Genomic DNA, 24629 nt, shown 5'->3' with positions numbered 1-24629 from the left:
CCACCCAACTCGGTGCCGTTGAGCACCATGTCATAAGCGCGCGATAGTGCCTCACCGGGGTGCTGACTGAGCGTCGCCAAATCACAGGCCGGGGCGGTAAACGGATGATGCAGTGGTGTCCAGCCGCCGTTTCCGTCGTCCTCAAACATGGGGAAATCAACCACCCAGAGGGGCGCCCAGCCTTCGCTGACCAGACCCTGATCGGTACCTACCTTAATACGCAGGGCACCCAGGGCTTCATTCACGATACCTGCGCGATCGGCACCAAAGAAAATAATGTCGCCATTAGCAGCGTCGAGGCGCTCCATCATGGCGGCGACAACGTCATCCGGCATAAACTTGAGAATTGGCGATTGCAGGCCTTCGACACCAGCGGCAAGGTCATTGACCTTGATCCAGGCCAGTCCTCGGGCACCGTAGTTACTCACATAGCGCGTGTAATCATCGATTTCTTTGCGTGAGATAGATGATCCACCCGGTACTTTGAGCGCGGCCACCCGACCAAGAGGGTCATCTGCCGGGCCGCGAAAGACCTTAAAGTCCACCTGCTGCATCAAATCGTCTACGGATACGAGTTCCAAAGGAATTCGCAGGTCTGGCTTATCGGAGCCAAAACGCTCCATCGCCTCAGCCCAGGTCATGTGCGGAAAGCTCGGCAGGTCGACGCCCAGCACGGACTGAAACAGCTCGCGCACCATGCGCTCGGTGATATCCATGATCCCCGCCTCGTCCATAAACGAGGTTTCGATGTCGATCTGGGTAAACTCGGGCTGACGATCGGCGCGAAGGTCTTCATCACGGAAGCACTTGGCGATCTGGTAGTAACGATCAAAGCCCGACACCATCAAAAGCTGCTTGAAGAGCTGCGGCGACTGAGGCAACGCAAAGAACTGCCCCGGATGGGTTCGGCTGGGCACCAAATAGTCTCGCGCACCCTCAGGGGTTGCGCGCGTCAGAATGGGCGTTTCGATATCCAGAAAGGCCTCTTCATGGAGAAAACGACGCACTGCATCGGTTACCTGTGAGCGCAGCCGCAGACGCTGCTGCATCTCGGGACGACGCAAATCCATATAGCGATAGCGCAGACGGACTTCCTCGCCCACGGCGGTGTGCTCGTCGAGCTGAAAAGGGGGGGTCGCGGCTGTATTCAATACCTCGATTTCCTTACCCAGCACCTCGATCTCGCCCGTCGCCATGCTCGGGTTCACCGTGGCTTCACTTCGCGCCCGCACTCGACCACTGACCTTCAGCACATATTCACTACGCACACGGTCTGCCGTTGCAAAGTGCTCTTCGGTGTCGGGGTCAAAGACCACCTGGACAATGCCGTCACGATCGCGCAGGTCCAGAAAAATCACGCCGCCGTGATCCCGGCGCCGGTCCACCCAGCCACAGAGTGTTACGGTCTCGTCAATATCGGCGCTTCTGAGAAGGCCGCAGTTTTGGCTGCGCATGGTGGTTCCTATATTCGGGGTTGGATTGCACGCGTGCTGCGTTGCAGGCAATCATCAGGCAGCCGAGCTGCCACTACTGGTATCCGCTTTGGCGGGTTTTTCTGCGATCGCTTCTTTCTTGGCGCCCGTATCGGCGCTGTCACCTGCAAGATTCTTCTTGTTTCCGCTCTTGAAGTCAGTCTCATACCAACCGCTACCTGCCAACCTGAAGGCGGCAGCAGAGACCTTTTTACGCAGCGCTGACTTGCCGCAGGCCGGGCAATCGGTCAGAGGCGGATCGCTGATTTTGCGAAGTGCCTCATGGAGCGCTCCGCATTCAGTGCACTGATATTCATATATGGGCATTGTAGTAATCCTTCCATCGCAAAGGCCTATCGCCGGCGGATGGGGCCGTCTTGAGCCACCGGCCCTTTGGCTGGAGGCTTTTTAAAAAGCGGCGCGGATTCTACCTCAGCTCGCGAAGCGAACCAATGGAAAAACGTCGACCCTGAAAATCGGACGACGGGGATACGAAGAAGCCATCCCTCGCCTTTTAAACGCTGGATGGCCTCAAACTACACTCTCGATAAGGAAAAAAGCGCCTCCGGGAGACGCTTACCCGCCTGAATCAGGACTGGGCGAATTCCTTCATCTTCTTGAGAGGACGTACCTTGACGGCCACGCTCGCAGGCTTGGCTTTGAACATAGTCTCTTCACCGGTGAAGGGATTGATGCCCTTGCGCGCCTTGACGGCAGGCTTCTTCACGGTGGTGATCTTCATAAGGCCAGGCAGTGTGAACTCACCTACCGAACGCTTCTTAACGCTGCGCTCGATCAGTGTTTCAAGCTCAGTCATCACGTCACCCACCTGCTTCTTGGACAGGCCTGTGCTCTCGGCAATGCTGGCCAGGACCTGAGTCTTGGTCATTTTTGCTTTGAGTGCGGGTGCTGCTTTTTTGACGGGAGCTGCGGCTTTCTTAGCAGGTGCCTTTTTGGCTACTGCTTTTTTCTTGGCCGGTGCTTTCTTTGCTGCTGCTTTACGTGTCGCCATGTTTATGAACCTTCCTTAATTTTAAGGGTTTTACGTTTCACAATACGACGCACTTTCTGCCGGGGTCCGAAAGCCAGGGCATGAATCGGTGATCTGACAACTATCACTGATACACCCCGAGACAGGAGCTTAGCCAGAAAAAACGTCGCGTTTCTCCATTTAATGACCTGGGCATACAAGCCATGATTTGGCTGACACACAAACTTTGAAACACACCAAAGACACTGTGTGGAAAGCGTCAATCACAACTTGACGACATGTATAAATCACTCGACCCTATAATACAAGCGTTTATCGCGATGCACGGCAAAAAAACCCTATTTTTTTAGGTATTCGCGACAAATCTGTCAGCGCCTTCGCTGTAAAGTCCTGTGATTGGTATCTGTACCACCGCGCGATTGCGACTTACACTCCCCCACCATCAAAGGAACAAGGAAAAACCCAATGCGCAGTAGCGAGTTTCTCATCACTACGCACAAAGAAACCCCCGCAGATGCAGAGATCGTCAGTCACCGACTCATGCTCCGCGCAGGCCTTATTCGAAAGCTGTCTTCCGGCCTGTATACCTGGATGCCCATGGGGCTCAAGGTGCTGCGTAAAGTCGAGCGCGTCGTGCGCGAGGAAATGGACGCAGCGGGCGCCCTGGAGCTCGCCATGTCCATGGTGCAGCCTGGAGAGCTTTGGGAAGAATCTGGCCGCTGGGAGCAGTACGGTCCGGAGCTACTGCGGATTCAGGACCGTCACAAGCGCGACTTTTGCCTCGGTCCTACACACGAAGAGGTGATCACCGATATCGTACGCAGTGAAATCAGCAGCTATAAGCAGCTGCCTCTCAACCTGTATCAGATTCAAAACAAGGTTCGTGACGAGATTCGCCCCCGTTTTGGGGTGATGCGTGCGCGGGAGTTCCTGATGAAGGATGCCTATTCATTCCACGCAGACCAGACATCTCTGGAAGCCACGTACCAGGTCATGCACCGCGCCTACAGCACCATCTTTGAGCGGCTCGGACTCGATTTTCGCCCCGTCATGGCAGACAGCGGCAGCATCGGCGGTAACACCTCACACGAATTTCACGTATTGGCGGACTCGGGCGAAGACGCCATCGCCTTTAGCGACGGCAGCGACTACGCGGCTAACGTCGAACGCGCAGAAACGCTGGATCAGAGTGATTTGCGACCCGCGCCCACTATGGAGCTGAGCAAAGTTGCCACGCCCGGGGTAAAAACGATCGCCGACCTTTGCGCGGCCATGGACATGGCTGCCGAGCGCACGGCGAAGACCCTGCTGGTCGAGGGCGCAGAGGGAGGACTCGTCGCTCTGGTTGTTCGCGGCGATCACGAACTCAACACCATCAAAGCGGAGAAACATCCCCTGGTGGCCTCACCCTTGAGGATGGCAAGCGAAGAGGAGGCCACGGAGGCCTGCGGCGCGGGCTTTGGCTCCATTGGCCCCGTAGGTCTGACCATACCGATCATCGCAGACTTCAGCGCCGCAGCGTGCGCGGATTTCTGCTGCGGCGCCAACAGCCCCGACGAGCACTATGACGGCGCCAACTGGGATCGAGATATCAGCGATTACCAGTGTGCCGACTTGCGCAGCGTGATCTCTGGAGACCCCTCTCCCGATGGCAAGGGCACTTTGCAGATACGTCGCGGTATTGAGGTAGGGCATATTTTCCAGCTGGGCACCAAGTACAGCGACGCCATGAATGCCAAAGTACTCGATGAAACCGGGCGTAATGTGACGGTCAGCATGGGCTGTTACGGCATTGGCGTCAGCCGCATCGTCGCCGCAGCCATCGAGCAGAACCACGACGAGCGCGGCATCATCTGGCCCGCTGCAATGACTCCATTTCAGCTCGCTATAGTGCCTTTGAATATGCACAAATCCGCCGCCGTGGCAGAAGCGGCAGAAGCGCTCTATGCCCAGTGCCAGGAACGCGGCATCGAGGTGTTAATGGATGACCGCAACGAGCGCCCGGGCGTGAAGTTTGCAGACATGGAGCTTTTGGGAATACCTCACCGCGTAGTCATCGGTGACCGCGCGCTGGGCGACGGCGAGATTGAATATCAGGGACGCCGAGACGCTGAGGCGCAGCGTGTGCCACTGGCCGGTGCTATGGATTTCATAGCCAGCCTGCTACGCACGGAGGCCTGAGATCCCCATCCTTCGAGGACTGGTTTTTGCCTGCGGCGCCCTGGCCCTGATGGCCGCGGGGAGCCTCGCTGCCCAGGATGCATTGTCGACCGACGATGCCGAGCGGGAAGCCCTGCGACAGTTCCTGGAATCGAATATTGCCGAGAGCGAAAGCTTTGACGATCGCTTCGATGCCGAAGTCTGGCTGGTAGATATGAGCGCTAGACTCGCTCGCTACGTACCAGATCCTGATAGCCGACTGCAATTACTACGTCAGATTCATGCCGCAGCAACCCGCAGCTCCCTCGCGCCGGAGCTGGTGCTGTCTGTGATTGAGGTAGAGAGCCACTTCGACCGTTTTGCAGTGTCGCGCGTGGGCGCTCAGGGACTCATGCAGGTCATGCCGTTTTGGAAGGACGAGATTGGACGACCGGACGATAACCTGACGGACAATCTCACCAATCTCGACTATGGCTGCCGCATCCTGCAGTTTTATCTTCAGCGGGAGAATGGGAACCTGCCGCGAGCGCTCGCAGCCTACAATGGTAGTAGTGGCCGACGGGTGTACAGCGATAAAGTCGAGCTTGTGTGGCGGCAGCATTGGCGTACTGGCTATCTTGACTGGAGCGACTAGGTGTTTGACATGGCACAGCGGCCGCAACAAACTTTGACAACTCTCCAATCTTGAACTCTCGGCAACACTGTCGCGTTTTGTGAAATACACGGAGTATCTCCGCTAGCATGGACACACTGAGCTTACTGAGTGAGTGGAATCGCGACCTGGCTCGCGCCGTGGGTGCCTTGGGTCGCGATGAATTTTTCCCGGCGCTCATCGCCGCGGTTCGTGAGCGAGTGCCCATCGCCTACCCCCAGGTCTGGCTCTACCACCGAGATCTGCCGCCGAGCGTGCTTTACCACGAGATACCTCCCGCGGCGGTGGCCTCCCAGATTGATGCCTATCTCGAAGGCCCCTATCGTGAGGACCCGTTTTTTCAGGCGTCTATCAACCGACCCAAAAACCGTATTTACCTGCTCTCTCGGCTCACGGCGGGGCGGCTCGAGTCCTCAAGCTATTACAACGATTATTACAGCGATACAGGCACGGTAGACGAAGCCATTTTTTTATCCCAGCTTCAGGGTGGCAGCGTCATCAACATATCGATGATGCGCTTGCCCGAACAGGGTGCGTTCAGCGAAGAGGAGTATCAACTGCTCTATTCTCTGGCTGACCCTGTGTCGGAGCTTTTGCGAATCCACAGTGAGTTTGACGCCTTCGCCGTGGAGAATCTTATTCAGCCGGGCATCGACCATCAGATTGATTTGGCGTTTCGAACCTTTGGCACCTCTCTCCTTTCCCCAAGGGAGAAAGGCGTGCTGGAATTAATGCTCAGGGGTTACGGAACCGACACGACCGCTGACAGATTGTCTATTGCGAGGGAGACCGTGCGTCGCCACCGCAAGAGCATCTATCGAAAGCTGGACGTAAACTCACAGACCGACCTCTTCTCCCTATTCCTCAACACCATGTCCTGCCTGGGAGAGGCTGCGGGCGAAGACCCCCTCACGATTTACATGGGTCCCGCATAGTTTAGGTCTCGGCGTGCCCAAAGTGGGGTATTGCCTGATGCGCTCGACCTAGGAATAGTGCGGTCTGGGGATTCTCTAACACGGGAAAATTATCTTATGGCGCTGGAAGTAGACTGGTTCCTTCGCGCCTATCCCAAGGTTTCGATGATAGAAGCGCTACTGCCCGACAGTAATGGCGTTCTCAGGGGTAAATGGCTGCCGCGGAACAAGCTGGCCAAGGTCTATAAGGGGGAACTGAAGTTTCCCAAGACCGCTCTGGCTCTCGATATCTGGGGTCGCGACGTTGAAGAACTGGTGTTTGCCACCGGTGATGAGGACGGCGTGTGCCTCCCCATAGAGGGTTCGCTGCTGCCAACCCCCTGGTCCCCCAACGGACGCCACGGCCAGCTCATGCTCTCGATGTTTCGTCCTGGCGGCCCCGGCTATCTCGGCGACCCTCGCCAGGTTTTAAAGCGCGTCGTAGCACGCTATCACGCAAGAGGCTGGCGGCCGGTAGTCGCTGCAGAACTGGAATTCAGTCTCGTAAAATGGGATGGCAAGCACCCCAAGCACAGCGGAGAAAAGCCCTATCGTGGAGAGCCCATTGGCGGCAACCTCTACGGGCTTGATGTGTTGCAGCAAAACCACGCCATGCTCGAACAAATCCATCGCGCCTGCTGTTTACAAAGCCTGCCCTTTGATGGCGTGGTCAAAGAATCAGCGCCCTCGCAATACGAAATAAACATGCAGCACGTGGACAACCCTGTGCTCGCGGCGCGCCAGATTCTCATGATGAAGCGCGCCATCAAGGAAATCGCCCAGCAGCACGGCCTTGTCGCCAGCTTTATGCCCAAACCTTTTGCGGACGAAGCGGGCAATGGTCTGCACGTGCACTGCAGCGTTATCGATCGCGAAGGGAAAAACGTTTTTGACGATGGAACAGAGTTCGGCACTCCCAAACTTCGCCACGCCATCGGTGGGTGTTTACAGCATATGGCCGACTCCTTTGCCATCTTCGCCCCGAGTTTTAATGCCTATCGCCGCTTCCAGAAAGGCAGCCATGCGCCCACCACCCCAAACTGGGGTTATGAGAACCGAACCGTTGCCGTGCGGGTCCCCGCTGGCAGTAGCAAAGCACGTCGACTGGAACATCGGGTCGCAGGGGCTGATGCAAACCCCTATTTGGTGTTCGCGGTTATTCTCGCCGCCGCGCTGGATGGCATAGAACGAAACCTCACTCCCAAAGCACCCATCAGTGGCGACGGCTACAGCCAGCTGGATGCCGAGGAGCTACCTATTTATATGCAAGATGCGCTGCGCCTGTTTGGCGAATCCAGCTTTGTGAGCACCGCCTTGGGCCCGGAAATGCAGCGCAACTTTGGCCTTACAAAGGCGCAGGAACTGGCTGAGTTCCAACGCCATATCACCAGCCTTGAGTATCACGCCTACGTAGAAAAGCTCTAGCCAGGGCTATACTGGGAGTATGGCTCTCAGGCTCCGGATCTTCTCTCTGCACAGTATTTTTATCGCTGCCATGCTGCTTAGCATTCCCGGCTACAGCGCCCCCGTCCACAAAAACATCGACAGCTGTGCGAATGCCCTGCGGCTCTCTCCGCCGGCGTCTCAAATCAAGATTCCCGTTCCCCTGCGCGTGCGTAGTTGGAACATTATGAAGTTTGATCTGCCGGGCGCAGACGATGAGCTGCGGCGCCTGTCTCGCAATGCCCACCTCATCCTCCTCCAGGAGTCTCTGCGAGGTGTCGCTGAAAAAACGAATTCGTCGCCCTACCGTTACTTTAGTCCCGGTTATGCACGGGGAAGCGAAGCGACCGGCGTGGAAATTCGCAGTGAGTTTCCTGCGAACGTGATTTGCGAGCTGCAATTTGTGGAGCCCTGGCTGGGGACGCCAAAGGCAGTGAGCGTTGTACGCCTGGCATTTCACGAGGCCGCGTTGCTGCTGATCAATCTGCACGCCATTAACTTCACCATGACAGCTGACGATTACGGTAAGCAGCTCACCACATTGAGCCCAATGTTAAACGCTCACTCCGGCCCCGTGATCATTGCCGGAGATTTCAATCACTGGAATCCCTGGCGTGCGGCCACGCTTAAGCGCTGGGCGCAGAGGATGGCGCTCGTTGAGGTGGAGTTTGAATTGGACTGGCGAAGCCGACATGTTGGCTCCGCCGTGGATACCATATTCCTGCGGGGTTTACGGGCCGTAGCGAGGGGGGCATTCCCCACCACGCGCTCAGATCACCATCCTATCGCCGCAAGTCTGGTACTCACGACAGCTGCTGATCAAGGGGCGGATAGTCACGCTGCAGGCGTTTCACCAGCGCAAGTGCGCTGAACATACCCAAAACGCCGAAGAGAGACGCGCCGAGTACCTCGCCAATCATGAGCCCTCGTGCACCGTACAAGCTGGCTCCGAGATAAGCGGCGGGCACTACCCCCAGAAAAACCTTGGCATAGTTGAACAGGGTAGCCAGATAGGCCCGGTGGAGGTTATTGAAACTGGCATTGGCCACAAACAACAAGCCATTGAAGGCGAAGGCACCGACCAAAAAGTGAATGTAAAAGCTCAACAAGTCCGCAGCGAGCTCGCTGACTGTAAAAGTGGCAATAATAAAATCCGAAGCGAGCCATAGAATCACCCAGGCCACGGCAACATAAGCCACCACAAACTTGGAGGCATCCAGCAGGGTTTGCCGCACGCGATCGTAGCGACAGGCTCCAGCGTTTTGCCCGACAATCGGGCCGACGGCGCCAGACACCGCAAAAACTACGGCAAAAGCCAGGGGCGCCAGGCGCCCCATAACCGCCGTCGCTGCAACAGCGCTATCACCAAACTGAGACATCATGCGCAGCACGAGACTATTGCCGAGCGGGGTTGCGAGATTGGTAAGCACGGCCGGTACTGCAATGAGCATGATTGCTGGCGCATCGGCCGCCACCATTGAGGGCGATACTCGGCTTGGCAAACGGTGCTTCGCAAACAGCATGTAGGCGGCATAAGTCACCACCACTACGCGGGCAGCCACCGAGGCCCAGGCTGCCCCTTCTATGCCCAGGCCAAAATAAAAGATCAGGATAGGGTCCAAAACAGCATTGGTGCCGGCGCCGGCAAGGGTGGCAAACATACTGTGTCTTGCATCACCCACCGCCCGCAATCCCGATGCCAGGCTCATGCCCAATACCAGTAAGGGCACGGCGGGGAGCTGGATACGACTGTATGCCAAAGCGTAATTCAGCGTATCACCCGAGGCGCCCAACAACTGCAATAGCTCCGGCAACCAAACCCAGGCCAAGGCAGCCACAAGACCCACCGTCAGCGCATTGAACCAAAGCACAGAGCTGCAATAGCGGCCCGCCAAGGCCCTATCCTGATTGCCCTCGGCCCGCGCCACCAGGGCACCCAGCGCGATCTGCAGCCCGATGCCCAAAGAAAGCATGAAGTACAGTAAGGTGCCGGCAAAGCCCACCGCCGCGACGAGGCGCTGCTCGCCCAGCAGCGTGATGAAGAACATGTCCACAACGTCCACGGTGAACATGGCAATGAGGCCAATGGACGACGCGCCGGTCATCACCAGCACATGGCGCATGGTCGAGCCGCGAAGGAATACCGGAACGCTCAAAACATATCCTTTTTATGGGTCAAGACTTCGGGCGCCGATACCGTTAAAATCGCCGCTCGTAAATTAGGCACCCGCATGATGAAAGAACAATCTCCTAAACCGCCACTGATCCGCATCAACGCCGTAATCTTTGTTGGCTTCCCCATTTTGGCCGCTATTCTAGTGCCTCTTTGGGGCATGTACGCCGGATTCACTGCCACCCAGTGGGTTTGGGCAGTGGTATTTTTATATCTTAACGGCCTGTCTATCACGGGCGGTTTTCACCGTCTCTGGGCCCATAAGGCTTACAAGGCCCATTGGACCGTTCGCCTCTGGTTTGCCCTTTGGGGCGCCGGCGCACTGCAAAACAGCATCCTTGTTTGGGCCTCCGACCATCGTCGCCACCATCGTCATGTAGATGATAATGAGGAAGACCCCTACTCCGCGGGCAGAGGGCTCTGGTTCAGCCACATGGGTTGGATGCTTCGAGAGTATGCCACCAATGGCGAAGATTTCAGCAATGCGCAGGATTTAATGCGCGATCCCATCGTCATGTGGCAGCACAAACATTACATAGCTATCACCACATTCATGAATCTTGGTGTGCCTATCCTTCTGGGTTTGGCACTGGGTGATGTTATCGGCACGGTGTTGCTGGTAGGACTGCTGCGCCTTGTGGTGAATCACCACGTCACTTTCTTCATTAATTCCCTCGCGCACTTCTGGGGAACACGTCCTTATACCGAAGAAAATAGCGCAAGAGACAATGGCTTCCTGGCGTTCCTCACCTACGGCGAGGGCTATCACAACTACCACCATATTTTTCAAAAGGACTACCGCAATGGAATCCGCTGGTATCAGTGGGATCCCACCAAGTGGATGATTGCAGGACTTGAAAAGCTGGGTCTTGCGGAGGATTTGCAACGCGTGCCGGATTTTCGCATCCAGCGTGCGCTCTTGGACATGCAGTTTAAGCGCGCCCAGGACTTCGCAGCCCGCCAGGAAGAAAGCGCTCTGAGCGCTATCCTCGAGCGCGAATATCAGCTCTTCACAGACTCCGTTAATCAATGGAAACAACTGCAGGCGTCCCGCTATGAGCGACATCGTGAGCAGCTCGAAGGCGCCATGGCAGAACGCTACCAGCAGCTTCAGGAGCGCTGGGAGCAAGCGGCACTGGTGAGCCAGTTTCGTGAGCTGGAGTTTTCTTTGAGGGTGCAACGAAAGCGAGTACGGACTCTACTCAATCAATGGCAGCTGCAACCCCTTGCGGGTTGATCGAAGCCATTGCCTGCCGCGTATAGTGTCGGCTAGATAATCAAATCCACGCTGACTCCCATGAGGAGTCGCAGCTGAGAGGTAATGGTATGAGCGATGGCATTTACGGCTTTGCGCCCCAGGACAAGCAGGGCAATGCGAAGTCTCTCGAAGACTACCGTGGTCAGGTTCTGTTGATTGTTAACACCGCGTCGAAGTGTGGCTTTACGCCGCAGTTTGCGGGACTGGAGTCAGTTTACGAAGAGTACAAGGATCAGGGCTTCACTATCTTAGGGTTCCCCTGCAATCAGTTTGGTAGCCAGGACCCTGGCAGCAACGACGAGATTCAGGAATTCTGCCAGCTGAATTATGGGGTGAGCTTCCCCATGTTCGGGAAAATCGACGTCAATGGCGGCGACGCTGATCCGCTGTTTGCGCACCTCAAACAGGCGGCTCCCGGCGCTCTGGGCAGTCAGCGCATCAAATGGAACTTCACCAAGTTTCTTGTGAACCGCGCCGGTGACGTCGTCAAGCGTTACTCCCCCACGACAAAGCCCGAGGCCATTGCCTCAGATATTCAGGCGCTTTTATAAGATCCAGCAGCTGTAAGAACCAGCCCTGCCACGAGAGTTAGTGCTCTCGCGTCGCACGGAACTGAATATCCGGCCAGCGCTCTTCCATTAAGGCGAGATTGACCCGGGTGGGGGCTAGATAGCTCAAGAATCCACCGCCATCTATAGACAGCTGGTCGGCAGCTTTCTTTCGAAACTCTTCGAGCTTCCGCTCGTCATCGCAGTACACCCACCGTGCGGTGTACACGTTGATGGGCTCGTACATGGCCTCGACTTTGTACTCATCCTGCAGTCGATAGGCGACCACATCGAACTGCAGCTGTCCCACAGCGCCGACGATAAGATCGGTTGAGCTGATGGGTGCGAAGACCTGGGTTGAGCCCTCCTCAGACAATTGCTGCAGACCCTTTTGTAACTGTTTCGACTTCATGGGGTCGCGCAGGCGAATACGTCGAAACAATTCCGGTGCAAAGTGCGGAATCCCTGTAAAGCCGAGACTCTCTCCATCGGTAAATGTGTCGCCGATCTGAATCGTGCCGTGATTGTGCAAACCAATGATGTCGCCGGCGATAGCTTCTTCTACCAGCACGCGCTCGCCGGCTTTAAAGGTGACGGCATCGGCTATCTTAATGTCCTTGGCCATGCGCACGTGGCGCATCTTCATACCCTTCTCGTATCGACCGGAGCAGACGCGCATGAACGCTATGCGATCACGGTGTCGGGGGTCCATGTTGGCCTGTATCTTAAAAACAAAGCCGCTGAAGGTGCTCTCCCCCGCCTCGACCTCACGCTCATTACTGCCGCGACCCTGCGGCGGCGGCGCCCACTCCACAAAGTTGTCGAGCATTTCCCGCACACCAAAGTTGCCCAGAGCAGTGCCAAAGAACACCGGTGACAGCTTACCCGCAAGGAACTTATCCAGCTCGAACTCATGACTTGCACCCTTGACGAGCTCAATCTCTTCCACGAAATCGTCGTATTCGTCACCGAGTAACTCCCGAGCCTCGTCTGACTCCAGACCCTGAATGCGAGTGTCCGGGGGCAGCACAGCGTTGTGGCCCCGCTCAAAGCAGTGGAGGGTGTCGGTGTAAAGGTTGTACACACCGAGGAAGTGCTCACCCATACCCATGGGCCAGTTCACGGGCGCCGCGGCAATTCCCAGCACCTCTTCTATCTCATCAAGCAGCTCAATGGGGTCTCGGGTCGGGCGATCGAGCTTGTTTACAAAGCTGATGATCGGCGTGTCGCGCAAACGACACACATTCATGAGCTTGATGGTGCGATCCTCCACGCCTTTCGCTCCGTCAATAACCATGAGCGCCGAGTCCACGGCGGTGAGGGTTCGGTAGGTATCCTCGGAGAAATCTTCGTGGCCGGGAGTGTCCAGAAGATTCACAATGCGGTCATGGTAGGGGAACTGCATCACCGATGAGGTCACGGAAATGCCTCGTTCCTGCTCCATGCTCATCCAGTCGGACGTGGCATGGGGGCCTTTTTTACCTTTGACACTGCCGGCTACGGAGATCGCACTACCCAACAGCAAAAGCTTCTCGGTGATCGTAGTTTTGCCCGCATCCGGGTGGGAGATGATGGCGAAGGTTCTGCGCTGCGCAACTTGTTGAAGAAAATCGCCATCCTGCATTTCGAGCGTCCTGATTTGTACTCAGTTAAGTAACTATGGGTGAAATGACTCTGACCGCCCCTCAATGGAGCGCGCCACTTTGCGGCGCATTCTAACGGATAGCCTATGCAGCCCCTAATTCACCCGCAGAATCCGCTAATGACCCGGGACCTTAGTGCTGTAGTGAATTTTCGAGAGTCTCCAGTAACACCTCTCCTATGCGTTCCATGGAGGGGCAATCGTCTCCCAGCAGTGCTCTCAGCGACGTGACCTCCAGCCCCTCGTAACCGCAGGGATTGATCCGCGTAAAGGGTTCAAGGTCCATATTGCTGTTAAGTGAAAGGCCGTGATAGCTACAGCCGCGGCGCACTCGCAAACCCAGAGAGGCGATTTTTCGGCTATCCACGTAAACCCCGGGGGCCTGGGGGTCAGGAGCCGCCGCAATGCCAAAGCTATCCAGAGTCGCGACAAGCGATTGCTCGATCAGATCCACCAGCGCTCGCACACCCATGTGCCTGCGTCGCAAATCGATGAGCAAATAGACCACCCATTGCCCCGGGCCGTGGTAAGTCACTTGCCCGCCACGGTCCACCTGAATCACGGGAATATCGCCGGGGGCCAGCAAATGCTCCTCGCGCCCCGCAAGCCCTTGGGTAAATACCGCAGGATGCTGAAGTAACCAAAGTTCGTCGGGAGTTTCGGAGCTGCGCGCATCGGTAAAGCTGCGCATATCGTCCAGTGTTTGCTGATAATCGCATTCTCCGAGACGGCGAATGCGCAGCGTGCTCAAGGGTTCAGGGCTCACAGCACCATTTGCACGATACCCGTCGCGCGAAGATCCTGGTGAATAGACTCCAGCTGCTCCGGTCCGGTAGCGGTGATGATGATGGTCATGGACAGAAAGTTGCCCTTGCGACTATCCCGTACGGTGATGGTTGATTGATCAAAACCCGGCGCATGACGCTCAAAAATCTCCAGCACCAGCGGTCGAAACTCCGTGACGTTTCTCCCCAGTACTTTCACCGGATAATCACAGGGAAACTCTATCTTCGGCGGCTCCTCGCCCTCCGACCCCTGCTTGCCTGTGATTAACTCAGCCACCAAATAGCTTCGCTAACCACATAAGAATCATGTCCCAAATCCGCGCAAAAAACCCGGCGGGCTCCACGGGCTCCAGAGCGACCAGAGGAATTTGCTGCAGCACTTCGCCATCAAGGGTAAGGGTCAATTCACCCACTGCATCGCCCAAGGCAAGGGGCGCCGTAATGGGATCCATTAATACGAGATCTCTTTGAATGTCGCTGCGCTTGCCTCTGGGCAAGGTGAGGACCACATCATCCGCTATGCCCACCGCTACGTAATCAAGCTCGCCCTTCCAGACTCGCGGCTTTTCCAGTTCCTCGGCACCGGCGACCATCACATCAGTTTCGTAGAACCGGAATCCGTAATTCAGCAGGCTGCGGGTCTCCCTGGCGCGAGCACGAGCGCTGTCCGTACCCATGACCACCGAGATCAGCCGCATACCATTACGCTCGGCCGATGCGACCAGTCCATAACCGGCTTCGCGGGTGTAGCCGGTTTTTAAACCATCCACCGACGGGTCCTCGCCAAGGAGTTTGTTGCGGTTGTATTGTTTGATGTCGTTGTAGGTGTATTCGCGCTGGCTGTAGACCTTATAGTGCTCGGGAAAGCGCGTGATTATGGCCTTGGCGAGCGTCGCAAGGTCCCTGGCCGTAGTCAGGTGCTGAGGGTGCGGTAAGCCATGGGAATTGGCAAAGTACGTTCCGTAAAGGCCCAACTCTGCAGCGTGCTTGTTCATCAAATCAGCGAAGGCCGCCTCGCTGCCCGCAATATGCTCGGCTATCGCTACCGTCGCATCATTCCCTGAAGAGATAACAACCCCTTGCTCCAACTGTCCGATAGTTACGGGCATGCGCGGCTCAATCCACATGAGCGACGACCCATTGAACACGGGGTTCTGGGACCAAGCATTACGGCTGACCGTGACCTGGTCGTCTCGGGTGACCCGACCCGCATCAATCTCCGACGCCAGTACATAGGCCGTCATGAGTTTTGTGAGACTCGCTGGAGGCAGCTGCTCATCGGCATTGGACTCTACCAGGACCGCACCACTATTGGCGTCCACCAGAAGGTAAGCGCGAGCAGCCACCTCGGGCGCAGCAGGCACAATGTTCTGCGCGGACAGCGATCCGCTGACCAGCGTAAGCGCCAGGGCCAAACTACCCGCAAACAAGAAAGAAAAACGAAGAGAATATGGCATAAGTGTCAGGTCAGGATCTCGAAAGGCGACGCATGGTACCGCAAGCTTAGGTGGCTGAAAAATCACAATGAAAAAAATGCACGGGGATAGCGATCCCCAGGGCGGTCGATCATGGTAAAGCCAGACCCGGGGAGTATCCCCGACTCATGAGCAAATCACGGAGACGACGGAGCTGAGCGCCATCGGCCACAGGACCAACGCGCACCCGATTGAGACGCTGTCCGCCCACATCCACCGGTGTAACGCTTACGGGAGCGCTTACCTGTTCAGCCACCGCTTCACGAAGATTGTTGGCTGTAGCAGGGTTCGCAAAAGCACCTAACTGGAGATAGCGATACTCGCCCGTTTCGCTGTCACGCAAATCATCAATACCGGCCAGGGTGATGGTCTCCACCAGAACGTCGGTCGTTCCCTTATCGGCAAAACCCAGCTTTACTGCTGCGGCGTAGCTCAAATCAATCAATCGATCCGGGTGAAAGGGACCCCGGTCATTAATCCGCACCACGATCTGTCGACCATTCCAGGTGTTAGTGACTGTGGCATAGCTGGGTATAGGCAGACTTCGGTGGGCAGCGGTGGCCAGATACAGGTCATAGACCTCGCCGTTGGCCGTTTTATTGCCGTGGAACTTGGTCCCATACCAGCTGGCAATACCCTTTTCACTGTAACCTTCGGCACTATCCAGAACATGATACTCCACGCCGTCAATGCTGTAGGGAGATGTATTCCCCGCGCGAAGTATCGGATCGGGTCTGGGCACAGCATCGGCAACGGCCTCCGGGTCCAGATCCGCGATGGGCGCGCCGTCACCCTCCCAGGCGACCTTGGGATCAGAACTGGAGCAGCCGTATAGAGCCGTGATCGCGCTTAGGGCAAGCAAAAGTGCTAAACCACGTCGGGTCACCCCTGTACGCCTGCGGCAATCTGCTGACTGAGCAAAAACACGCTCATTGCGTACATTGCGGAATGGTTATAGCGAGTAATCACATAGAGATTCTGCAAGCCCATCCAGTACTCATAGCCATCGGCGAGCTCAAATCGCATGAACGTAGCCATGGCCTCCGGATCAAGCTGTTGCTCGGGAGATACACCCATCTCCATAAAGGCTCCTACGGACCGTGTCGGCTTAAGGCCTCCGCCGTAGGCATCTTCTGGAGTGGTTTCAGCCGCTATGGCCGCACTGACAACGGGCTCTCCCGCACGCCAGCCGTGCTTGGCGAGATAGTTCGCGACGCTGCCAATAGCATCCGTGGGGTTGCTCCAGATATCAGCAAGCTCGTCACCATCGAAATCGATGGCGTAAGCGCGATAGCTGCTGGGCATAAACTGCCCGTAGCCCATGGCACCCGCGTAGGAGCCCTTAAGGCTCATGGGATCCATACCCTGTTCCCGGGACAGCAGCAAAAAGTTCTTGAGCTCGCTGGTGAAAAACTTGGAGCGTTTGGGGTAATCAAAAGCCAGGGTCGACAGCGCATCTATCACGTCGTAGCTTCCGGCAATGCGACCGTAGTAGGTCTCGACGCCGATAATGGCAACGATGACTTCCGCAGGGACGCCGGTTTCTGCCTGTGCTCGAGACAGAGCCTCACGATGCTCGCGAAAAAACTCGACCCCTTCACGTTCGCGACGCTCCGTTAAAAAAATCTCACGATATTCATACCAGGGCTTGGTCTTTTCTGCCGGGCGCGAGATCGCATCCAGAATACTCTGCTGGCGCTCTGCGCCCACAAAAATTGACTGCAGCTCTTCTTTAGAGAATCCGTGCTCAGCGACCATCTCGTCTATCAGCGCCTGAGCACCGGGATGCTCGGAGTAATCCGCTTGCGCGGGTGCCGCTACGATCAGGGCTGCGAGTAAGCCCCTGCGCAGACTTAACCATGAACGCTTGGCCCGCGCTTTTGTGAGCGCTTCTCCCGCAGCTGATTGCTGCGCAGTTGAGGTAATAGCTAACTGGGTCCCCAAGTCCTGAGAAAACCGTTTGCTCCGGGTAAAAAAACCTTCAAATATCATGCGTTATGCTCTGCCAATGATGCTGCATGTTCTGCGGGCCAAAGCTTATTGCCCAACCACGCGCTTTTCGGTGCTGACTGCCATCAACAGGCCAAACCCAGCCATGAGAGTGACGACTGATGTGCCCCCCGCGCTGACCAGCGGCAGCGGTACACCTACTACGGGAAGCAATCCTGCGACCATTCCCATGTTAACAAAGATGTAGACAAAGAAAGTCAGCGTAATACTCCCGCAAAGGATGCGACCGTAGCTACTTTGTGCCTTTACTCCGATCCAGAATGCCCTGAATAAGATTAACAGGTACAGGCTCAACAACAGTAAAACACCCTGCAGTCCGAACTCTTCGGCGAGCACCGCAATAATGAAATCGGTGTGGCTTTCGGGGAGAAAATCCAGCTGTGACTGGGTGCCCTGCGTCCAGCCTTTTCCGGACCAACCGCCGGAACCGATAGCCGTTTTGGACTGAATAATATTCCACCCCGCCCCAAGCTTATCGCTCTCTGGATTGAGCAAGGTGAGGATCCTCTGCTTCTGATAATCCTCCAGCATGAAAATCCAGGCCGGCCAGGCAGACAGAATACCCACGAGACCTGTGCCGAAAATAAACCGCCAGCTAATGCCGGCCATAAAAATCCCAAACAAACCCGAAGCACCAATCAACAATGAAGTGCCAAGGTCGGGCTGCCGAATAATCAATCCGCAGGGGATCGCGATGAGCAACAGGCATACGACGACATGGCGCGGCGCTGGCGGCAAAACGCGGGCACCGAGGTACCAGGCAATAGTCATCGGCACCGCGAGCTTCATGATCTCCGAGGGCTGAAAACGAAAGTCTCCCAGGTCCAGCCATCGCTGCGCTCCTTTAGCACCCACACCCGCGAACGCCACCGCGGTCAGTAGTGCGACCCCCAGTAAATAACCCCAGGGCGACCAGCGCGACCAACGCACCGGACTAAACTGCGCCATGGCAAACATCACCACATAGGCCAGCACGAAATAGCGGCCCTGACGTACTACCGCATCCATGCTTTGTCCTGATGCGCTGTAGAGCACAAACAGTCCATAGACTGTGAGAATCAGCAACAACACCAGTAGTGATGTATCAACGTGCATCTTCCTCGCCAGTCCCGGGGGTCGGGTCAAGGGGCCCACATTTTCGGGCATCTGACGGACGTATTCGGACACTAGCTGGGCTCCCGCTGGAGCCAGGCGTCGACTACCGCCCGGGCAATGGGATAAGCGGCGCTGCTGCCTCCACCGTTCTCAACAATTACAGCGACGGCTATCGTGGGCGCCTCCAGGGGCGCAAAGGCGATAAACAGACCGTGGTTACGATGCCGCTCATCGATCTCGTCTTCGTTGTAAACCGCATCCTGTGCGATGCCGATCACCTGCGCTGTACCCGTTTTGCCCGCCATCTCGTAATCCATGCCTTTGGCGATGGCTTTGGCAGTGCCTCGGCGCCCATGGACGACTTCGCGCATCCCTTCAACGACCGCATCCCAGTTTGCGCCGTCGGCAATGAGGGGATCCACCATGGGAGCTTCCAGAGCTTCGTCACCCAGCCATTGCACCAACCGCGGCTCGCGATGTTCGCCGCGGGTGGCAAGCACCGAGGTCGCTACCGCCAGCTGCAGCGGTGTTGCCAACATATACCCCTGCCCAATACCCACACTCAGGGTTTCTCCCGGATACCAGGCCTGGCTTAAGTTTGCCCGCTTCCAGGCGGTGGAGGGCAGCACCCCCGGGCGCTCTGCGGTGGTATCGATACCCGTGCGATGCCCCAGACCATAGTGATCAAGGTAGTCGTGGATCCCATCCACCGTGAGACGGCGCGCGAGGTCATAAAAGTAGACATCGCAGGACTCCGCCAGCGCCATTTTTAAATCTACTTCAGGAGCATGACCCGTGCCGCGAATGCGCAAAATCCAATCCCGATAGCGACGTCGGTCACCCGGTAAGCGATACCAGCCGGGGTCCGGCACCGTAAACTGCGGATCGATTAAACCCGCCTCAAGACCCGCCATGGCGATCATCGGCTTGACTGTGGAACCTGGCGGATACTGCCCCTGGACCGTGCGATTAAACAGCGGTACGTCCGGCGAGTCCCGAAGCGCATTGTAATTGCGGCTGCTGATGCCGTTGACGAACAGGTTGCTATCAAAGGATGGTGTGCTGACCATGGCCAGAACACCTCCGGTCAGCGGATCGATGGCCACCACCGCACCCCGGCGTCCAGCAAGCTGCTCGTGAGCGACGCGCTGCAACTCATAATCAAGATGCAGAATCAGATCCTCACCGGGACTGGGATCAAAGCGCTCCAGCACCCGCAACACGCGACCATGGGCATTAGTTTCTACCGTTTGGTAACCCACGGTGCCGTGCAACTGATCTTCGTAGCGTCGCTCAATGCCTATTTTGCCGATATGGAGGGTTCCGCGATAATCCGCCTGATCGATACTCTCCATATCCTGAACATTGATACGCCCTACGTACCCCAGAGCGTGGGCGAAGAGTTCTCCATGGGGGTAATAGCGTTGCAACTGTGCCTGCACGGTGACGCCCGGCAAGCGGTGACGATTCACTGCAAGGTAGGCTTGCTCGACATCATTGAGACGAAAGCGCAGGGGCACCGGATCGTAGGGTCTGCGCTGACGGGCGCGGCTATGAAACTTCTCAAGGTCGCTTTCTTCGATGACCACCAGCTCCCGGAGACTGGCCAGGGTGGCATCGAGGTCATCAACGCGCTCCAGAATTAGTGACAGGGTGTAGCTGGGGCGATTGTCCGCCAACAGTACACCGTTACGATCGTAAATCAGACCGCGCTTGGGTGGCAGTGGCTGAAGCTGCACGCGGTTGCGCTCCGAGGCCGTGCTGTAGGCTTCGAACTCGCTTATCTGCAGGCTGTAGTAACGTGCCAGCAGCACACCGAGCAGCGCCATGACAAATCCCAGAGCCACCAGACTGCGGGCGCCAAAAATGCGCTGTTCGCGTTGGGTATCTTTAAGAACTACGCGGGAAGCCATGGGTCCTTGTCAAAGACGACGCAGGGATCAGGGTCGATGATAGGGGTGACCGATGGTGATTGTCCAAGCACGATACAGCTGCTCGGCTAAAACCACTCTCACCAGCGGATGGGGTAGGGTCAGCGGCCCCAGGGACCAGCGCTGTTTAGACGCCGCAAGACAGGCGTCCGACAGACCATCCGGGCCGCCGATGAGCAGGCTAAGATCCTGTCCCTGCATCATCCACTGCTCCATTTGTTTTGCCAGTTCTTCCGTGGTCCAGGGCTTACCCCGACCATCCAGCGCCACACAATGATCCGAGGAGCTCACGCCTTTAAGCATCGCTGCGCCCTCACGCTCTTTTAACTGCTCGGCGTTGGAATTAGTGCTCCGCGCAGCGAGGGGTACTTCTCGCCAGTGTAGTTTGAGTTCTCGAGGGAGGCGTTTTTCGTATTCAGCGACGGCTGTGTCGACCCAGCGCGGCATTTTGCCGGCTACCGAGTGCACATTGACGCGCATCAGTCCGGGTCGCTATCCGAGTTGTCGCTACCCCATACACTGCCACCCTCGGCCGGCGACTCTGCCACCCAAAGGCGCTCAAGATCGTAAAAATCGCGGGTCGCGGGCTGCATGACATGCACGACTACATCGCCCAGATCTACCAGCACCCACTCTCCAGCGTCCTCGCCCTCCACACCCATAGGCATGTGTCCGGCAGCCTTGGCCATGCGCGAAACATTGTCTGCCAGGGACTTCACGTGCCGGCTGGACGTGCCACTGCAGATGACCAGGTAGTCCATCACATTGCTGAGTTCACGCACATCCAGGCTTACCTGGTTAACGCCTTTGAGGTCGTCCAGCGCTTCGCTAACCAGATTCATGAGCTCCTGCGCTGACAGCGCCGGGGAATTACTTGTTGCTTTGTCTTTAGGGGTGATAGGCCCGTTACTCCTGCTTTGCGTAGAGACTACGCTCGGCGATGTATGCGAGCACGCTTTCTGGCAGAAGGTAGCGTGCGGAAAACCCCGATTGTAACAGGGCGCGAATATTTGTGGCCGAGATATCCTGAGGGCGCAGGGTCTGGGTAACTACCCTCCCTGCCGGCTCCCCTTCAAGATCTTCGCCCCTTCCTGCGTGATCACGAAGTAATTCACCCAGCGTGCCATCCACGGGCAAAACCCAGCCGGGGCGCGCCATGATCACCAAGTGCGCAAGATTCAGAAGCTCCTCCCAGCGATGCCACTTGGGTAAACCCAATAGGGCATCACAGCCCATGACCAAACAGACGCCTCGTTGCTCACCGAGCTCCGATCTAATCTCCTGAAGGCTATCCACACTATAGGAAGGACCCACACGATTGAGCTCACGTCTGTCGCAGACAAATCGCGACTCCCCGGCAATGGCGAGCTCAACCATAGCCGCACGATCCTCGGCAGCGACATCCGGCGACTCTCGATGGGGAGGCTCACTGGCAGGCATGAACCGCAGCTGAGCCAGAGGAAGTGCCTCCAGCAGTTCTACTGCCGAGCGCAAGTGGCCAAAATGAATCGGGTTGAAAGTGCCGCCAAAAACCGCGACGGCGCCGGACGGCAATTCAGACAAGGGTTTACTCGAAGACTCGATCAACTGCGAATCTGTCCGTCACCCAGCACGACATACTTTTGCGAGGTTAGCCCCTCTAGCCCCACGGGACCTCGAGCATGGAGCTTATCCGTAGATATACCAATCTCTGCACCTAAACCGTATTCGAAGCCATCAGCAAATCGGGTGGAGGCATTGACCATGACCGACGCCGAGTCCACCTCCCGAAGAAAGCGCTGTGAGCGATGATAATCCGCAGTCACAATAGCCTCGGTGTGGCCCGAGCCGTAGCGCGCAATATGGGCCATTGCTGCATCCATATCATCAACCACACGGACAGACAGTATGGGGCCCAGATACTCCGTATCCCAATCCGCTTCGGTGGCAGGGGTGGCACCTTGCACATAACCCAGGGTAATTTCGCAACCTCGCAGCTCTACGCCGGCGTTCTGATAAGCGCTGGCCAGTTGAGGTAAAAGCGATGGGGCCTCCTGCTGGTGAACGAGCAGGGTTTCCATGGTGTTACAGGTGCCGTAGCGTTGAGTCTTGGCGTTTACCGCAATAGCCTGCGCCATGTCTGCGTCTGCGCCAGCGTCTATGTACACATGGCACACACCATCAAGGTGCTTGATAACCGGCACCCGGGCTTCCTTACTTACTCGCTCTACCAGGCTCTTACCGCCGCGAGGGATTACCACATCAATCAAACCCTCGAGGCCCAGTAAGGCGCCGACGGCCGCACGGTCCCGGGTCTGAACAAGCTGCACCGCCGCCGCATCCAGGCCCGCCGCAGCGAGACCATCAGCCATCGCCTCGGCAATGACGGCATTTGAATTGAGTGCTTCGGAGCCTCCCCGAAGAATCACCGCATTGCCAGACTTGAGACACAAACTCGCCGCGTCTGCGGTGACATTGGGTCTGGATTCATAAATAATGCCGATGACGCCCAGGGGGACCCGCATTTTGCCGACCCTGATTCCGCTGGGCCGGGTGCGCATCTCGCTGATCTCCCCCACCGGGTCCGGCAACGCGGCGACCTGCCTCAGTCCATCCAGCATGTCATCGATGCGGCCGTCTGTAAGCTCGAGCCGGTCGAGGAGAGCTGTGTCCAGCGTATTCTCCCGCGCGCGCTGCATATCCAGCGCATTGGCTTTGCGCAGTGCATCTCGGCGCTCCTGCAAAATATCAGCCGCGGCAAGTAGCGCTGTGTTGCGGGCATCGGTGGCCGACGCCAGCAACTGCCGCGCCGCAGCACGGCCAGCGAGGGCCATATCGCGTATTTCCACGCTGATATCCTCGGGGGTTACTGCGTTCATGAAACTGATCTCATCATTCAAAGGGAAAATTATACCTGAGCCGAAGCGATCAATACCGTTCAAGAACGCGTGCTGCAAATAGTATTGACAACTATTCTCATTTAAATTACGTTAATATCTTCAGTCATTTTATAGAGCAGGAACAGCATGTACGTGTGCATCTGCAACGGCATCACTGAGAAGCAGATTCGCTCCGCCGTGGCCGGGGGAGCCAACTCTCTGCAATTGCTTCGAGACGAGCTCGGCGTGGCAAGCCAATGTGGAAGCTGTACAGACCATGCACTCAGTCTTCTTGAAGACGCCCCGGCGCAAGCACCCATGCCCAGCTCCTTGTTCTATTCTGCGGCCTCTCCGGCCTAGCACGTAATCCAAATCCAAGAGCTAATTCGGAATACGTTTCATTTGTGTTATCAGCAATTTAGCTGGTAGGGACACATAGCAAGCCGCTACACTTTCGCCGTCTGAATCGGTGCGTCGACACAGCGCCACAATTTTATTTAGCTTCGTTGCCCGGTGATCCATCTAAATGGATTCGCGCGGACAACATCTGCATTTTGAAAAGTAAAGGAGTCCGTCCAGTGAAAGGTGATCCAACAGTCATCGAACATCTCAATCGCATTCTTGGTAACGAACTTGTCGCGATCAATCAGTACTTTCTTCACGCGCGCATGTACAAAGACTGGGGGCTCGTAGAGCTCGCGGATCACGAGTACCACGAGTCTATCGATGAAATGAAGCACGCAGACCAACTGGTCGAGCGGATATTGTTTCTGGAGGGGCTGCCCAACCTGCAGGATCTCGGCCGACTGATGATTGGCGAAAACACGCAGGAAATGATGGAGTGTGATCTCAAGCTCGAACACATCGCCCACAAAGACTTAAAAGATGCCGCGGCTTATTGTGAGAGTGTCGGTGACTACGTGTCACGAGATCTGGTGGTAAGTATTCTTAACGCCGAGGAAGAACACGTTGACTGGCTGGAAACTCAGCTAAGCCTCATCGACAAGTTGGGCACACAGAACTATCTGCAAACCGCAATGAATACGGTGAAGCCCGTCGCCTGATGTATCTGATTCCCTGGGAAAGAACCCGGATGCAAACCCAGATGTAACAACCGGTGTAAAAAAACAAAGCAGGGCCCTTGGGCCCTGCAGAGATCGCTGACATGCAGTGCGGCAGCCGT

Annotated in this window: 25 protein-coding genes; 9 read left to right on the top strand and 16 right to left on the bottom strand. The window is 56.6% G+C overall.

Features of this window, described 5'->3' with window-relative positions; all coding sequences use genetic code 11:
- The 3 genes from aspS to ACTG39_RS11020 all read right to left on the bottom strand — a co-directional run.
- The coding region (gene aspS, locus ACTG39_RS11030) for an aspartate--tRNA ligase (RefSeq protein WP_439107614.1) at positions 1–1454 on the bottom strand (1454 nt) is incomplete at its 3' end.
- 54 nt (positions 1455–1508) lie between these two features.
- Entirely contained in the window at positions 1509–1799 is a 291-nt protein-coding gene (locus ACTG39_RS11025) for an FmdB family zinc ribbon protein (RefSeq protein ID WP_439107613.1), read from the bottom strand.
- A gap of 262 nt (positions 1800–2061) precedes the next feature.
- The gene (locus tag ACTG39_RS11020) at positions 2062–2484 is read right to left on the bottom strand and encodes an HU family DNA-binding protein (protein WP_439107612.1); all 423 of its coding nucleotides are present in this window, start codon (positions 2482–2484) and stop codon (positions 2062–2064) included.
- A 444-nt stretch (positions 2485–2928) separates the two neighbouring features.
- Between ACTG39_RS11020 and ACTG39_RS11015 the strand changes: the two genes are divergently transcribed.
- The 5 genes from ACTG39_RS11015 (at position 2929) to ACTG39_RS10995 (ending at position 8542) form a co-directional block, all read left to right on the top strand.
- Entirely contained in the window at positions 2929–4644 is a 1716-nt protein-coding gene (locus ACTG39_RS11015) for a proline--tRNA ligase (RefSeq protein WP_439107611.1), read from the top strand.
- A 49-nt stretch (positions 4645–4693) separates the two neighbouring features.
- Positions 4694–5257, top strand: a complete 564-nt coding sequence (locus tag ACTG39_RS11010) for a lytic transglycosylase domain-containing protein (protein WP_439107610.1) — start codon at positions 4694–4696, stop codon at positions 5255–5257.
- A 107-nt stretch (positions 5258–5364) separates the two neighbouring features.
- Positions 5365–6210 (top strand): helix-turn-helix domain-containing protein, encoded by an 846-nt coding sequence (locus tag ACTG39_RS11005; RefSeq protein WP_439107609.1) that lies wholly within the window; start codon positions 5365–5367, stop codon positions 6208–6210.
- A 96-nt stretch (positions 6211–6306) separates the two neighbouring features.
- Positions 6307–7653 carry a glutamine synthetase family protein gene (locus ACTG39_RS11000; RefSeq protein WP_439107608.1) on the top strand — a complete coding sequence of 449 codons (1347 nt, stop codon included), beginning with the start codon at positions 6307–6309 and terminating at the stop codon, positions 7651–7653.
- Positions 7654–7672: 19 nt separating this feature from the next.
- Positions 7673–8542 carry an endonuclease/exonuclease/phosphatase family protein gene (locus ACTG39_RS10995; protein ID WP_439107607.1) on the top strand — a complete coding sequence of 290 codons (870 nt, stop codon included), beginning with the start codon at positions 7673–7675 and terminating at the stop codon, positions 8540–8542.
- Here the strand turns inward: ACTG39_RS10995 and ACTG39_RS10990 are convergent.
- Positions 8475–9827 (bottom strand): MATE family efflux transporter, encoded by a 1353-nt coding sequence (locus ACTG39_RS10990; RefSeq protein ID WP_439107606.1) that lies wholly within the window; start codon positions 9825–9827, stop codon positions 8475–8477. The two genes, ACTG39_RS10995 and ACTG39_RS10990, sit on opposite strands and share 68 nt — an antisense overlap.
- A gap of 75 nt (positions 9828–9902) precedes the next feature.
- Between ACTG39_RS10990 and ACTG39_RS10985 the strand changes: the two genes are divergently transcribed.
- Together ACTG39_RS10985 and ACTG39_RS10980 are read left to right on the top strand one after the other, a co-directional pair.
- The gene (locus ACTG39_RS10985) at positions 9903–11081 is read left to right on the top strand and encodes a fatty acid desaturase (protein ID WP_439107605.1); all 1179 of its coding nucleotides are present in this window, start codon (positions 9903–9905) and stop codon (positions 11079–11081) included.
- A gap of 89 nt (positions 11082–11170) precedes the next feature.
- Positions 11171–11653, top strand: a complete 483-nt coding sequence (locus tag ACTG39_RS10980; RefSeq protein ID WP_439107604.1) for a glutathione peroxidase — start codon at positions 11171–11173, stop codon at positions 11651–11653.
- 37 nt (positions 11654–11690) lie between these two features.
- Here the strand turns inward: ACTG39_RS10980 and ACTG39_RS10975 are convergent, their stop codons facing one another.
- The 12 genes from ACTG39_RS10975 to ACTG39_RS10920 all read right to left on the bottom strand — a co-directional run bounded on the left by ACTG39_RS10975 (position 11691) and on the right by ACTG39_RS10920 (position 23446).
- The gene (locus tag ACTG39_RS10975) at positions 11691–13274 is read right to left on the bottom strand and encodes a peptide chain release factor 3 (RefSeq protein WP_439107603.1); all 1584 of its coding nucleotides are present in this window, start codon (positions 13272–13274) and stop codon (positions 11691–11693) included.
- 151 nt (positions 13275–13425) lie between these two features.
- A complete protein-coding gene (lipB, locus tag ACTG39_RS10970; RefSeq protein WP_439107602.1) occupies positions 13426–14058 on the bottom strand; it encodes a lipoyl(octanoyl) transferase LipB in 633 nt (210 codons plus the stop codon).
- Entirely contained in the window at positions 14055–14354 is a 300-nt protein-coding gene (locus ACTG39_RS10965) for a YbeD family protein (RefSeq protein WP_439107601.1), read from the bottom strand. Before ACTG39_RS10965 ends, lipB begins: the two co-directional genes overlap by 4 nt.
- Positions 14347–15534 carry a D-alanyl-D-alanine carboxypeptidase family protein gene (locus ACTG39_RS10960; protein ID WP_439107600.1) on the bottom strand — a complete coding sequence of 396 codons (1188 nt, stop codon included), beginning with the start codon at positions 15532–15534 and terminating at the stop codon, positions 14347–14349. Before ACTG39_RS10960 ends, ACTG39_RS10965 begins: the two co-directional genes overlap by 8 nt.
- Positions 15535–15643: 109 nt before the next feature.
- A complete protein-coding gene (locus tag ACTG39_RS10955) occupies positions 15644–16438 on the bottom strand; it encodes a septal ring lytic transglycosylase RlpA family protein (RefSeq protein ID WP_439107599.1) in 795 nt (264 codons plus the stop codon).
- Entirely contained in the window at positions 16435–17544 is a 1110-nt protein-coding gene (gene mltB, locus ACTG39_RS10950) for a lytic murein transglycosylase B (RefSeq protein ID WP_439107598.1), read from the bottom strand. The genes ACTG39_RS10955 and mltB overlap by 4 nt, the downstream gene beginning before the upstream one ends.
- A gap of 45 nt (positions 17545–17589) precedes the next feature.
- On the bottom strand, positions 17590–18729 hold the full coding sequence (gene rodA, locus ACTG39_RS10945; RefSeq protein ID WP_439107597.1) for a rod shape-determining protein RodA: 1140 nt from the start codon (positions 18727–18729) through the stop codon (positions 17590–17592).
- Entirely contained in the window at positions 18729–20570 is a 1842-nt protein-coding gene (gene mrdA, locus ACTG39_RS10940) for a penicillin-binding protein 2 (protein ID WP_439107596.1), read from the bottom strand. The genes rodA and mrdA overlap by 1 nt, the downstream gene beginning before the upstream one ends.
- Before the next feature lie 27 nt (positions 20571–20597).
- Positions 20598–21068, bottom strand: a complete 471-nt coding sequence (gene rlmH / locus ACTG39_RS10935; RefSeq protein ID WP_439107595.1) for a 23S rRNA (pseudouridine(1915)-N(3))-methyltransferase RlmH — start codon at positions 21066–21068, stop codon at positions 20598–20600.
- Positions 21068–21430, bottom strand: coding sequence for a ribosome silencing factor (rsfS, locus tag ACTG39_RS10930; protein WP_439107594.1), 363 nt, complete (start codon positions 21428–21430; stop codon positions 21068–21070). Before rsfS ends, rlmH begins: the two co-directional genes overlap by 1 nt.
- Positions 21431–21494: 64 nt before the next feature.
- On the bottom strand, positions 21495–22151 hold the full coding sequence (gene nadD / locus ACTG39_RS10925) for a nicotinate-nucleotide adenylyltransferase (RefSeq protein ID WP_439107593.1): 657 nt from the start codon (positions 22149–22151) through the stop codon (positions 21495–21497).
- A 20-nt stretch (positions 22152–22171) separates the two neighbouring features.
- Entirely contained in the window at positions 22172–23446 is a 1275-nt protein-coding gene (locus ACTG39_RS10920; RefSeq protein ID WP_439107592.1) for a glutamate-5-semialdehyde dehydrogenase, read from the bottom strand.
- 147 nt (positions 23447–23593) lie between these two features.
- On the opposite strand from ACTG39_RS10920, the gene ACTG39_RS10915 reads away from it, so the two are divergent.
- Complete coding sequence (locus ACTG39_RS10915; protein ID WP_439107591.1) at positions 23594–23806, top strand: bacterioferritin-associated ferredoxin; 213 nt, start codon at positions 23594–23596, stop codon at positions 23804–23806.
- Positions 23807–24024: 218 nt separating this feature from the next.
- On the top strand, positions 24025–24510 hold the full coding sequence (gene bfr / locus ACTG39_RS10910; protein ID WP_439107590.1) for a bacterioferritin: 486 nt from the start codon (positions 24025–24027) through the stop codon (positions 24508–24510).
- Positions 24511–24629 lie beyond the last annotated feature (119 nt).

The sequence above is a fragment of the Congregibacter sp. genome (assembly GCF_965662665.1).
In the GTDB taxonomy this organism is placed as follows: domain Bacteria; phylum Pseudomonadota; class Gammaproteobacteria; order Pseudomonadales; family Halieaceae; genus Congregibacter.
This window is presented reverse-complemented; position numbering and strand designations above follow the sequence as displayed.